This window comes from Streptomyces sp. NPDC111516 (assembly GCF_055635345.1).
Map to the genome: position 1 here is coordinate 143,821 of NZ_JBVKBV010000016.1, position 12,717 is coordinate 156,537.

At 69.6% G+C, this 12,717-nt stretch carries 11 protein-coding genes; all 11 read left to right on the top strand.

The genetic code is table 11. From position 1 onward, the window contains the following. Nucleotide 1: 1 nt before the first annotated feature. The 11 genes from ACZ7L9_RS26715 (at nt 2) to metK (ending at nt 12,705) form a co-directional block, all read left to right on the top strand. Entirely contained in the window at nt 2–1,288 is a 1,287-nt protein-coding gene (locus ACZ7L9_RS26715; RefSeq protein ID WP_471418920.1) for a dihydroorotase, read from the top strand. After that, nucleotides 1,285–1,866 carry a PH-like domain-containing protein gene (locus ACZ7L9_RS26720; RefSeq protein WP_471418922.1) on the top strand — a complete coding sequence of 194 codons (582 nt, stop codon included), beginning with the start codon at nt 1,285–1,287 and terminating at the stop codon, nt 1,864–1,866. The genes ACZ7L9_RS26715 and ACZ7L9_RS26720 overlap by 4 nt, the downstream gene beginning before the upstream one ends. Then, nucleotides 1,863–3,005, top strand: a complete 1,143-nt coding sequence (carA, locus tag ACZ7L9_RS26725) for a glutamine-hydrolyzing carbamoyl-phosphate synthase small subunit (protein WP_471418924.1) — start codon at nt 1,863–1,865, stop codon at nt 3,003–3,005. The genes ACZ7L9_RS26720 and carA overlap by 4 nt, the downstream gene beginning before the upstream one ends. Then, complete coding sequence (carB, locus tag ACZ7L9_RS26730) at nt 2,998–6,306, top strand: carbamoyl-phosphate synthase large subunit (RefSeq protein ID WP_471418926.1); 3,309 nt, start codon at nt 2,998–3,000, stop codon at nt 6,304–6,306. The genes carA and carB overlap by 8 nt, the downstream gene beginning before the upstream one ends. Nucleotides 6,307–6,362: 56 nt before the next feature. Then, entirely contained in the window at nt 6,363–7,472 is a 1,110-nt protein-coding gene (locus ACZ7L9_RS26735; RefSeq protein WP_471418928.1) for a quinone-dependent dihydroorotate dehydrogenase, read from the top strand. Next, a complete protein-coding gene (gene pyrF / locus ACZ7L9_RS26740; protein ID WP_471418930.1) occupies nt 7,469–8,308 on the top strand; it encodes an orotidine-5'-phosphate decarboxylase in 840 nt (279 codons plus the stop codon). Before ACZ7L9_RS26735 ends, pyrF begins: the two co-directional genes overlap by 4 nt. 244 nt (nt 8,309–8,552) lie before the next feature. Then, nucleotides 8,553–8,876, top strand: coding sequence for an integration host factor (locus ACZ7L9_RS26745; RefSeq protein WP_014157387.1), 324 nt, complete (start codon nt 8,553–8,555; stop codon nt 8,874–8,876). A 38-nt stretch (nt 8,877–8,914) separates the two neighbouring features. Then, nucleotides 8,915–9,532 (top strand): guanylate kinase, encoded by a 618-nt coding sequence (gene gmk / locus ACZ7L9_RS26750; protein ID WP_471418932.1) that lies wholly within the window; start codon nt 8,915–8,917, stop codon nt 9,530–9,532. Nucleotides 9,533–9,626: 94 nt separating this feature from the next. Then, the gene (gene rpoZ / locus ACZ7L9_RS26755; protein WP_003970369.1) at nt 9,627–9,899 is read left to right on the top strand and encodes a DNA-directed RNA polymerase subunit omega; all 273 of its coding nucleotides are present in this window, start codon (nt 9,627–9,629) and stop codon (nt 9,897–9,899) included. 152 nt (nt 9,900–10,051) lie between these two features. Then, entirely contained in the window at nt 10,052–11,254 is a 1,203-nt protein-coding gene (gene coaBC, locus ACZ7L9_RS26760; protein ID WP_471418934.1) for a bifunctional phosphopantothenoylcysteine decarboxylase/phosphopantothenate--cysteine ligase CoaBC, read from the top strand. A gap of 242 nt (nt 11,255–11,496) precedes the next feature. Next, nucleotides 11,497–12,705: a methionine adenosyltransferase gene (gene metK, locus ACZ7L9_RS26765; protein WP_471418936.1), complete on the top strand. Its 1,209-nt coding sequence runs from the start codon at nt 11,497–11,499 to the stop codon at nt 12,703–12,705. Nucleotides 12,706–12,717: the final 12 nt, after the last annotated feature.

Below are 12,717 nucleotides of genomic sequence, written 5' to 3' on the forward strand. Positions count from 1 at the left end.
CATGAGCAAGATCCTTATCCGCGGCGCGAAGATCCTCGGCGGCGAACCCCAGGACGTCCTGATCGACGGCGAGACCATCGCGGCGGTCGGCACCGGACTGGACGGTGGCGACGCGACCGTCGTCGAGGCGGCCGGCCGGATCCTGCTGCCCGGCCTCGTCGACCTCCACACCCACCTGCGCGAGCCCGGCCGCGAGGACTCCGAGACCGTCCTCACCGGGACGAAGGCGGCGGCCGTCGGAGGCTTCACCGCCGTGCACGCCATGGCGAACACCTTCCCCGTCGCCGACACCGCCGGCGTCGTCGAGCAGGTCTGGCGGCTCGGCAAGGAGTCCGGCTACTGCGACGTGCAGCCGATCGGCGCCGTCACCGTCGGCCTGGAGGGCAAGAAGCTCGCCGAGCTCGGCGCCATGCACGATTCGGCCGCCGGAGTGAAGGTCTTCTCCGACGACGGCAAGTGCGTCGACGACGCGGTGATCATGCGTCGCGCGCTGGAGTACGTGAAGGCCTTCGACGGTGTCGTGGCCCAGCACGCCCAGGAGCCCCGCCTCACCGAGGGCGCCCAGATGAACGAGGGCGTCGTCTCCGCGGAGCTCGGTCTCGGCGGCTGGCCCGCCGTCGCCGAGGAGTCGATCATCGCGCGCGACGTCCTGCTCGCCGCCCATGTCGGCTCCCGGGTGCACATCTGCCACCTGTCGACCGCCGGCTCCGTCGAAATCATCCGCTGGGCCAAGTCCAAGGGCTGGAACGTCACCGCCGAGGTCACCCCGCACCACCTGCTCCTCACCGACGAGCTCGTACGGTCCTACAACCCGGTCTACAAGGTGAACCCGCCGCTGCGCACCGAGGCCGACGTCATGGCCCTGCGCGAGGCGCTCGCCGACGGCACCATCGACTGCGTCGCCACCGACCACGCCCCGCACCCGCACGAGGACAAGGACTGCGAGTGGGCCGCCGCCGCCATGGGCATGGTGGGCCTGGAGACCGCGCTCTCCGTCGTCCAGCAGACGATGGTCGACACCGGCCTCATCGACTGGGCGGGCGTCGCCGACCGGATGTCGTTCCGTCCCGCCGCCATCGGCCGTCTCGACGGACACGGCCGGCCCGTCTCGGCCGGTGAGCCCGCCAACCTCACCCTGGTCGATCCGGCATACCGTGGTGTAGTGGACCCCGCGGGCTTCGCGTCCCGCAGCCGCAACACTCCGTACGAGGGTCGCGAGCTGCCGGGCCGAGTCACCCACACCTTCCTGCGGGGCCGTGCCACGGTCGTCGACGGGAAGCTCGCGTGACATCACTCACCCCCCTGTACCTCCAGCTCGCCGCCGAGCAGAAGTCGGCCGAAGTGACCGACTGGCCCGCGCGCATCAGCTGGGTCATCGGACTGATGGTCCTCATCGCCTTCGTCTACTGGCTGATGCGCCAGGGATGGAAGTGGCGGGGGAGTCTCCAGTCCGACCTGCCGGAACTCGAGACCACCCCGGACGGGTTCGCCGACGGCGAGACGCTGCTGACGCTGACCGGCCGGTACCACGCCTCGACGACCGCCGGACAGTGGCTCGACCGGATCGTCGCCCGCGGCCTCGGTACCCGCAGCCGCGTCGAGCTCACCCTGACCGACCAGGGCCTCGACGTCGTACGTCCCGGGGCGGCCGACTTCTTCGTACCGGCCGCCGCACTGCGCGAGGCCCGGCTCGACAAGGGCATCGCCGGCAAGGTCCTCCCCGAGGGCGGCCTGCTGATCATCACCTGGGCGCACGGCGACCAGCTGATCGACTCCGGATTCCGCTCCGACCGCTCGGCCGAGCACCCGGCCTGGGTCGAGGCCATCAACCATCTGACCAGCACTACGGAAGGCACCGCACGATGACGATCTCCACCCGGGGAGCCGCCCAAGCTCCCGCCGTACTCGTCCTGGAGGACGGCCGCGCCTTCCGCGGCCGTGCCTACGGGGCCGTGGGGGAGACCTTCGGCGAGGCGGTGTTCTCCACCGGCATGACCGGCTACCAGGAGACGCTGACCGACCCCTCGTACCACCGCCAGGTCGTCGTGATGACCGCCCCGCACGTCGGCAACACCGGTGTGAACGACGAGGACCCCGAGTCCGGACGGATCTGGGTCTCCGGTTACGTCGTCCGCGACCCCGCCCGGGTGCCCTCCAACTGGCGCTCGCGGCGCTCGCTCGACGAGGAGCTGGAGCGTCAGGGCGTCGTCGGCATCAGCGGCATCGACACCCGCGCTCTCACCCGCCACCTGCGCGAGCGCGGCGCCATGCGCGTCGGCATCTTCTCTGGTGACGCACTCGCCGACGACGCCACGCTGCTCGCCCGGGTCCAGCAGGTTCCCGAGATGGTGGGCGCCGACCTCTCCGCCGAGGTCGCGACCAAGGAGGCGTATGTCGTCCCCGCGATCGGCACGAAGAAGTTCACCGTTGCGGCGATCGACCTCGGCATCAAGGGCATGACCCCGCACCGGATGGCCGAGCGCGGCATCGAGGTGCACGTGCTGCCCGCCACCGCCACCCTGGAGGAGGTGTACGCGGTCGAGCCCGACGGCGTCTTCTTCTCCAACGGCCCCGGCGACCCGGCCACCGCCGACCACCCGGTCTCCGTGATGCGAGGCGTCCTGGAGCGGAAGACCCCGCTCTTCGGCATCTGCTTCGGCAACCAGATCCTGGGCCGCGCCCTCGGCTTCGGCACGTACAAGTTGAAGTACGGCCACCGCGGCATCAACCAGCCCGTGCAGGACCGTACGACCGGCAAGGTCGAGGTCACCGCGCACAACCACGGCTTCGCCGTCGACGCCCCGCTCGACAAGGTGTCCGACACCGCGTTCGGCCGCGCCGAGGTCTCCCACGTCTGCCTGAACGACCAGGTCGTCGAGGGCCTCCAGCTCCTCGACCAGCCGGCCTTCAGCGTCCAGTACCACCCCGAAGCGGCCGCGGGCCCGCACGACGCCGCGTACCTCTTCGACCGCTTCGTTTCCCTGATGGAGGGCCAGCGTGCCTAAGCGCTCCGATATCCAGTCCGTCCTGGTCATCGGCTCCGGCCCGATCGTCATCGGGCAGGCCGCCGAGTTCGACTACTCCGGCACCCAGGCCTGCCGCGTACTCAAGGCCGAGGGCCTGCGTGTCATCCTGGTCAACTCCAACCCGGCGACGATCATGACCGACCCGGAGATCGCCGACGCCACGTACGTCGAGCCGATCACCCCCGAATTCGTCGAGAAGATCATCGCCAAGGAGCGCCCGGACGCGCTCCTGCCCACGCTGGGCGGCCAGACCGCGCTCAACACCGCGATCTCCATGCACGAGAACGGTGTCCTGGAGAAGTATGGCGTCGAGCTCATCGGTGCCAACGTCGAAGCCATTCACAAGGGCGAGGACCGCGACCTCTTCAAGGGCGTCGTCGAGGCCGTCAAGGCGAAGATCGGTTACGGCGAGTCCGCACGCTCCGTCATCTGCCACTCCATGGACGATGTCCTGGCGGGCGTCGAGACGCTCGGCGGCTACCCCGTCGTCGTCCGCCCCTCCTTCACCATGGGCGGCGCCGGCTCCGGCTTCGCGCACGACGAGGACGATCTGCGCCGCATCGCCGGCCAGGGCCTCACTCTCTCGCCGACCACCGAGGTGCTCCTGGAGGAGTCCATCCTCGGCTGGAAGGAGTACGAACTGGAGCTGATGCGCGACAAGCACGACAACGTCGTGGTCGTCTGCTCCATCGAGAACTTCGACCCGATGGGCGTCCACACCGGTGACTCGATCACCGTCGCCCCGGCGATGACCCTCACCGACCGCGAGTACCAGCGGCTGCGCGACATCGGCATCGCGATCATCCGCGAGGTCGGCGTCGACACCGGTGGCTGCAACATCCAGTTCGCCATCGACCCGACCGACGGCCGGGTCATCGTGATCGAGATGAACCCGCGCGTCTCCCGCTCCTCGGCACTCGCCTCGAAGGCCACCGGCTTCCCGATCGCCAAGATCGCCGCCAAGCTGGCCGTCGGCTACACGCTCGACGAGATCCCGAACGACATCACCGAGAAGACCCCGGCCTCCTTCGAGCCGACCCTCGACTACGTAGTGGTCAAGGCCCCGCGCTTCGCCTTCGAGAAGTTCCCCTCCGCCGACTCCACCCTCACCACCACCATGAAGTCGGTGGGCGAGGCCATGGCGATCGGCCGGAACTTCACCGAGGCGCTCCAGAAGGCGCTGCGTTCCCTGGAGAAGAAGGGCTCGCAGTTCTCCTTCACCGGTGAGACCGGCGACAAGGCCGAGCTGCTGTCCGAGGCGGTCCGCCCGACCGACGGCCGGATCAACACCGTCATGCAGGCTATCCGGGCCGGCGCCACCCAGGAGGAGGTCTTCGACGCCACGAAGATCGACCCCTGGTTCGTCGACCAGCTCTTCCTGATCAAGGAGATCGCCGACGAGCTGGCTGCCGCCGAAGAGCTCGGCCCCGAGCTGCTCGCCGAGGCCAAGCGGCACGGTTTCTCCGACGTCCAGATCGCCGACATCCGCGGCCTGCGCGAGGACGTCGTCCGCGAGGTGCGGCACGCCCTCGGTATCCGCCCGGTCTACAAGACGGTCGACACCTGCGCCGCCGAGTTCGCCGCGAGGACGCCGTACTTCTACTCCAGTTACGACGAGGAGTCCGAGGTCGCGTCCCGCACCAAGCCCGCGGTGCTCATCCTCGGGTCCGGCCCCAACCGCATCGGCCAGGGCATCGAGTTCGACTACTCCTGTGTCCACGCCTCCTTCGCGCTGAGCGACGCGGGCTACGAGACCGTGATGGTCAACTGCAACCCGGAGACCGTCTCCACCGACTACGACACCTCCGACCGCCTGTACTTCGAGCCGCTGACGCTGGAAGACGTGCTGGAGATCGTGCACGCCGAGACCCTCGCGGGCCCGGTCGCCGGTGTCATCGTCCAGCTCGGCGGCCAGACCCCGCTCGGTCTGTCGCAGGCGCTCAAGGACAACGGAGTGCCGGTCGTCGGTACGTCCCCGGAGGCCATCCACGCCGCCGAGGACCGCGGCGCCTTCGGCCGCGTCCTGGCCGAGGCAGGACTGCCGGCCCCGAAGCACGGCACCGCCACCACGTTCGACGAGGCCAAGGCCATCGCCGACGAGATCGGCTACCCCGTCCTCGTACGCCCGTCGTACGTGCTCGGCGGCCGCGGCATGGAGATCGTGTACGACGAGACGCGGCTCTCCTCGTACATCGCCGAGTCCACCGAGATCAGCCCCACCCGGCCGGTCCTGGTCGACCGCTTCCTCGACGACGCGATCGAGATCGACGTCGACGCGCTCTACGACGGCACCGAGCTCTACCTCGGCGGCGTCATGGAGCACATCGAGGAGGCCGGCATCCACTCCGGCGACTCCGCCTGCGCCCTGCCCCCGATCACCCTCGGCGGCTACGACATCAAGCGGCTGCGTGCCTCCACCGAGGGCATCGCCAAGGGCGTCGGCGTCCGCGGGCTGATCAACATCCAGTTCGCGCTCTCCGGCGACATCCTGTACGTCCTGGAGGCCAACCCGCGTGCGTCGCGCACCGTCCCCTTCACCTCGAAGGCGACCGCGGTCCCGCTCGCCAAGGCCGCCGCCCGGATCTCGCTGGGCGCGACCATCGCCGAGCTGCGCGCGGAGGGCCTGCTCCCGGTGGAAGGCGACGGCGGCACCCTGCCGCTCGACGCGCCGATCTCCGTCAAGGAGGCCGTCATGCCGTGGTCGCGCTTCCGCGACATCCACGGCCGCGGCGTCGACACCGTCCTCGGCCCGGAGATGCGCTCCACCGGTGAGGTCATGGGCATCGACTCGGTCTTCGGCACGGCGTACGCCAAGTCGCAGTCCGGCGCCTACGGCCCGCTGCCGACGAAGGGCCGCGCGTTCATCTCGGTCGCCAACCGCGACAAGCGCTCGATGATCTTCCCGGCGCGCGAACTCGTCGCCCACGGCTTCGAACTGCTCGCCACCTCCGGCACCGCCGAGGTCCTCAAGCGCAACGGCATCAACGCCACGGTGGTGCGCAAGCAGTCCGAGGGCGTGGGCCCGCAGGGCGAGAGGACCATCGTCCAGCTGATCCACGACGGCGAGGTCGACCTGATCGTCAACACCCCGTACGGCACGGGCGGCCGACTCGACGGCTACGAGATCCGTACCGCGGCCGTGGCCCGGTCCGTGCCCTGCCTGACCACGGTCCAGGCGCTCGCCGCCGCCGTCCAGGGCATCGACGCGCTCACCCACGGAGACGTCGGCGTCCGCTCCCTCCAGGAACACGCGGAGCGTCTGACCGCGGCCCGCGACTAGCAGACCGGCAGGGGGACACCGGAAACGGTGTCCCCCTCTCTGTGAGGACACTCCCGATGTACAAGTTCTTCTTCCAGCTGGTCTTCAGGCGGATGGACCCGGAGCAGGCGCACCACCTGGCCTTCGGCTGGATCCGCCTCGTGGCCCGCATCCCCGTGCTGCGCACCTTCGTCGCCGCCGTGCTCGCCCCCCGCCACAAGGAGCTGCGCACCGAGGCGCTCGGCCTGCGGATGCACGGCCCCTTCGGCCTCGCCGCCGGCTTCGACAAGAACGCCGTCGCGATCGACGGCATGTCAATGCTCGGATTCGACCACATCGAGATCGGTACGGTCACCGGCGAGCCGCAGCCCGGCAACCCCAAAAAGCGCCTCTTCCGTCTCGTCGCGGACCGCGCGCTGATCAACCGCATGGGCTTCAACAACGAGGGCTCGGCCGCCGTGGCCGAGCGGCTGGCCGCCCGCAGGCCGGTCTTCAGGACCACGGTCGGCGTCAACATCGGCAAGACGAAGCTGGTACCGGAGGCCGAAGCGGTCGGCGACTACGTGAAGTCCACCGAGCGGCTCGCCCGCCACGCCGACTACCTCGTCGTGAACGTCTCCTCGCCCAACACGCCCGGCCTGCGCAATCTCCAGGCCACCGAGGCGCTCCGCCCCCTGCTCGGCGCCGTGCGCGACGCGGCCGACCGGGCCGTCACCGACCGGCGGGTCCCGCTGCTCGTCAAGATCGCCCCGGACCTCGCGGACGAGGACGTCGACGCGGTCGCCGATCTCGCGGTCGAGCTGGGACTGGACGGCATCATCGCCACCAACACCACCATCGCCAGGGACGGCCTCGGCCTGAACTCCTCGTCGTCCCTCGTCGCGGAGACCGGCGGACTCTCCGGGGCGCCCCTCAAGGCACGCTCCCTGGAGGTTCTCGGCCGCCTGTACGCGCGGGTGGGCGACCGGATCACCCTGGTCGGTGTCGGGGGCATCGAGAACGCCGAGGACGCCTGGCGGCGCATCCTCGCCGGCGCCACGCTCGTCCAGGGCTACAGCGCCTTCATCTACGAGGGCCCGTTCTACGCCCGGGCGATCCACAAGGGCCTGGCCGCGCGCCTGGCCGCATCCCCGTACGCCACCCTCGCCGAAGCCGTCGGCGCGGAAAGCAGGAAGGCCACCGCATGATCCCGGAACCGTTCGGCGCACGTCTGCGCCACGCCATGGACACCCGCGGGCCGCTCTGCGTCGGCATCGACCCGCACGCCTCGCTCCTCACCGCCTGGGGCCTGAACGACGACGTCGCGGGTCTGGAGCGGTTCACCCGTACCGTCGTCGAGGCACTGGCGGACCGGGTCGCCGTGCTCAAGCCGCAGTCCGCGTTCTTCGAGCGCTTCGGCTCGCGCGGCGTCGCGGTCCTGGAGAAGGCCGTCGAGGAGGCGCGCGCGGCCGGCGCGCTCGTCCTGATGGACGCCAAGCGCGGGGACATCGGCTCCACCATGGGCGCCTACGCGGCGACCTACCTGGACAAGGACTCGCCGCTGTTCTCCGACGCGGTCACCGTCTCGCCGTATCTCGGTTTCGGTTCGCTGCGCCCGGCGCTCGACGCGGCGGTCCTCTCCGGCTCGGGTGTCTTCGTGCTCGCCCTGACGTCCAACCCGGAAGGGGCGGAGGTGCAGCGCGCCACCGCCGCCGACGGGCGTTCGCTGGCCCAGCTGATGCTCGACCACATGGCCGCCGAGAACGAGGGAGTGACCCCGCTCGGTTCCGTCGGCGCGGTGGTCGGTGCCACGCTCGGGGACGCGGGTGTGAATCTCGCCATCAACGGTCCGCTGCTGGCCCCCGGGATCGGTGCCCAGGGCGCGACGCCCGCCGATCTGCCCGGTGTCTTCGGCGACGCGGTGGGCAATGTGGTGCCCAGTGTGAGCCGCGGCGTACTGAGCCGGGGACCGGACATGGCGGGGCTGCGGGCGGCAGCCGATCGGCTCACGGACGAGGTCCGGAAGGCCGTCGCACGTAGATGACCATGCCACGTATCCGGGTGTTGACTGAATCCTGACCAAAAAACTCGGTTGTTATGTCTGAAATGTCCTGGTCGGCTGAGGCTGACCAGGACTTTTCGTTGGTTCTCGCTGACTCGGACGGCCTTGGCCGCTAGTCTCCGTCGAGAGCCGACGTACACATGTTGTCCGTCGCTCACCTGGTGTGGAGCGTCCAGCGTCCGCACCGGTCCGTATCCGACAGATCGACATCCGAGGTGACGTAGGCGTGGCTCTTCCGCCCCTTACCCCTGAACAGCGCGCAGCCGCGCTCGAAAAGGCCGCCGCGGCTCGCCGGGAGCGGGCCGAGGTCAAGAATCGACTCAAGCACTCCGGCGCCTCCCTCCACGAGGTCATCAAGCAGGGCCAGGAGAACGACGTCATCGGGAAGATGAAGGTCTCCGCCCTCCTGGAGTCCCTGCCGGGCGTGGGCAAGGTCCGCGCCAAGCAGATCATGGAGCGTCTCGGCATCTCCGAGAGCCGCCGGGTCCGGGGACTCGGCTCCAACCAGATCGCATCCCTGGAGCGTGAGTTCGGCGGCAGCGCCGCCTGACGTTCTCAGGCACTCCTGAGAACCTGGATAATCGCTCCATGGCTGCAACATCCCGGGGGACGTCCCCCGCACCCCCGGACGTACGTCCGCGGCTGACCGTGCTCTCCGGCCCCTCGGGGGTCGGCAAGAGCACGGTCGTCGCCCATATGCGCAAGGCCCACCCCGAGGTTTGGCTCTCGGTGTCGGCGACGACCCGCAAGCCGCGCCCCGGCGAGCGCAACGGTGTCCACTACTTCTTCGTGGACAACGACGAGTTCGACAAGCTGATCGCCAACGGCGAATTGCTGGAGTGGGCCGAGTTCGCGGGCAACCGGTACGGCACGCCCCGCCGCGCCGTGCTCGAGCGCCTGGAAGCGGGCGAGCCGGTGCTGCTGGAGATCGACCTCCAGGGTGCCCGGCTGGTCCGGCAGTCGATGCCGGACGCCCGGCTCGTCTTCCTGGCCCCGCCGAGCTGGGAGGAGCTGGTCCGCCGGCTCACCGGTCGTGGGACCGAGTCCGCCGATGTGATCGAGCGCCGGCTCGCCGCCGCCAGGATCGAACTGGCCGCCGAGTCCGAGTTCGATACGACGCTGGTCAACACCTCCGTCGAGGACGTGGCCCGTGAGCTGCTAGCCTTGATGCTGGAGGCTTCCGGCCACCGTGTCGACAGCGACTGACGGTCGGCGCACACGCACAACGGAGCTCCGCCATCACGGAACTCCGCACTGTCAAAGATTTCTTTGATCTTTACCCCCCTTCGGAAGGCAGAGAGTGTCCTCTTCCATCACCACGCCCGAGGGCATCATCAACCCGCCGATTGATGAGCTCCTCGAGGCCACCGACTCGAAGTACAGCCTCGTGATCTACGCCGCCAAGCGCGCGCGCCAGATCAACGCGTACTACTCGCAGCTCGGCGAGGGTCTCCTGGAGTACGTCGGTCCGCTCGTCGACACCCACGTGCACGAGAAGCCGCTCTCGATCGCGCTCCGCGAGATCAACGCGGGCCTGCTCACCTCCGAGGCCATCGAGGGCCCCGCGCAGTAAGCAGGGTTTGCACCTTCACCACAGGCCCGGCGGCCACGACCGCCGGGCCTGTGGTGTGCCCGGAGGGTCAGTGGTGTGTCCGGGGCGACGGCGTCGGACCGGTCGCGGTGAGGCAGCATGGTGGTGTTCGTATCCGAGTGCGGGGAGACGCAGTGGACAAGCCGAAGGTCGTTCTTGGGGTCAGCGGGGGCATCGCCGCGTACAAGGCGTGCGAGCTGCTGCGTCGGCTGACCGAGTCCGGTCACGATGTGCGCGTCGTCCCGACCGGGTCGGCGCTGCACTTCGTGGGGGCGGCCACCTGGTCGGCGCTCTCCGGCCACCCGGTCTCCACGGAGGTCTGGAACGACGTCCACGAGGTGCCGCACGTCAGGATCGGACAGGGCGCCGACCTCGTCGTCGTCGCCCCCGCCACCGCCGACCTGCTCGCCAAGGCCGCCCACGGACTCGCCGACGACCTCCTCACCAACACGCTCCTCACCGCCCGCTGTCCGGTCGTCTTCGCGCCCGCCATGCACACCGAGATGTGGGAGCACCCCGCCACCCAGGAGAACGTCGCCACGCTGCGCCGCCGCGGCGCCGTCGTCATCGAGCCCGCCGTCGGCAGGCTCACCGGCGTCGACACCGGCAAGGGCCGGCTCCCTGAGCCCGGGGAGATCTTCGAGGTGTGCCGCCGGGTGCTGGCCCGCGGACCCGTCGAAGCCGACCTGGCCGGCCGCCATGTCGTGATCAGCGCGGGTGGCACGCGAGAGCCGCTCGACCCGGTGCGGTACCTCGGCAACCGCTCCTCCGGCAAGCAGGGCTACGCCCTGGCCCGCACCGCGGTCGCCCGCGGCGCCAGGGTCACCCTCGTCGAGGCCAACACCGGCCTGCCCGACCCGGCCGGCGCCGACGTCCTGCACGCGGGGACCGCCATACAGCTGCGTGAGGCGGTGCTGAAGGCCGCGGCGGACGCCGACGTGGTCGTGATGGCGGCGGCCGTCGCCGACTTCCGCCCCGCGGAGTACGCGACGGGGAAGATCAAGAAGAAGGACGGCCAGGAGCCCGCGCCCATCGAACTGGTCCGCAATCCGGACATCCTCGCCGAGGTCGCCGGTGAACGTGCCCGCCCGGACCAGATCGTCGTCGGTTTCGCCGCCGAGACCGACGACGTCCTCGCCAACGGCCGTGAGAAGCTCCGTCGCAAGGGCTGCGATCTGCTCGTCGTCAATGAGGTGGGGGAACACAGGACATTCGGCTCCGAGGAGAACGAAGCGGTGGTCCTGGCAGCCGACGGCGGTGAGACCCCGGTGCCCCACGGCCCCAAGGAGGCGCTCGCCGACACGGTCTGGGATCTCGTGTCGTCGCGGCTCGGATGAAATTCCTTTCTCCTTCTTCGCGTAGGCGGAAACCCTTGAAATACGGGCGCAGAAAGCTTTCCGGACAGCAGATTTCCCCACCGCCGCGGGACGTGCCACAGGTCACAGAACTACCAAAGGGCGAGACACGTTGTCCGCCGAACGGAAGTGACCGATAAACTGGCCTGCGGACCGTGTCGGGCGCAGCTCCCGGCGGTCCGCCAAATGATCAGCCAGCAGCCGCTGCAACCCCAGGGAGCGATGTGTCCCGCCGTCTCTTCACCTCGGAGTCTGTCACCGAGGGCCACCCCGACAAGATCGCTGACCAGATCAGCGACACCATTCTCGACGCACTGCTCCGTGAGGACCCCCGGTCCCGCGTCGCCGTCGAGACCTTGATCACCACCGGTCTGGTGCATGTTGCGGGTGAGGTCACGACCAAGGCCTACGCCGACATCCCGACGCTCGTACGCAACAAGGTTCTCGAAATCGGCTACGACTCCTCCAAGAAGGGCTTCGACGGCGCCTCCTGTGGTGTCTCGGTGTCCATCGGCGCGCAGTCGCCCGACATCGCGCAGGGAGTCGACACCGCGTACGAGAAGCGGGTCGAGGGCGATGAGGACGAGCTCGACAAGCAGGGCGCCGGCGACCAGGGCCTGATGTTCGGCTACGCCTGCGACGAGACGCCCGAGCTCATGCCGCTTCCGATCCACCTGGCGCACCGGCTCTCGCGACGGCTCTCCGAGGTCCGCAAGAACGGGACCATCCCGTACCTGCGCCCGGACGGCAAGACGCAGGTCACCATCGAGTACGACGGCGACAAGGCCATCCGTCTCGACACGGTCGTCGTCTCCTCGCAGCACGCCAGCGACATCGACCTCGACTCGCTGCTCGCGCCGGACATCCGCGAGTTCGTCGTCGAGCACGTGCTCGGGCAGCTGATCGAGGACGGCATCAAGCTGGACACCGACGGCTACCGGCTGCTGGTCAACCCGACCGGTCGTTTCGAGATCGGTGGCCCGATGGGCGACGCCGGTCTGACCGGCCGCAAGATCATCATCGACACCTACGGCGGCATGGCCCGTCACGGCGGTGGCGCCTTCTCGGGCAAGGACCCGTCGAAGGTCGACCGCTCCGCCGCGTACGCCATGCGCTGGGTCGCCAAGAACGTCGTCGCCGCGGGCCTCGCCGCCCGTTGCGAAGTACAGGTCGCCTACGCGATCGGGAAGGCCGAGCCCGTCGGTCTGTTCGTCGAGACCTTCGGCACCGCCGCGGTCGAGACCGAGAAGATCGAGCACGCCATCGGGGAGGTCTTCGACCTCCGCCCGGCCGCGATCATCCGCGACCTCGACCTGCTGCGCCCGATCTACGCCCAGACCGCGGCGTACGGCCACTTCGGCCGCGAGCTTCCCGACTTCACCTGGGAGCGCACGGACCGAGTGGACGCGCTGCGCACGGCGGCCGGTCTGTAACGACCTGGGGCG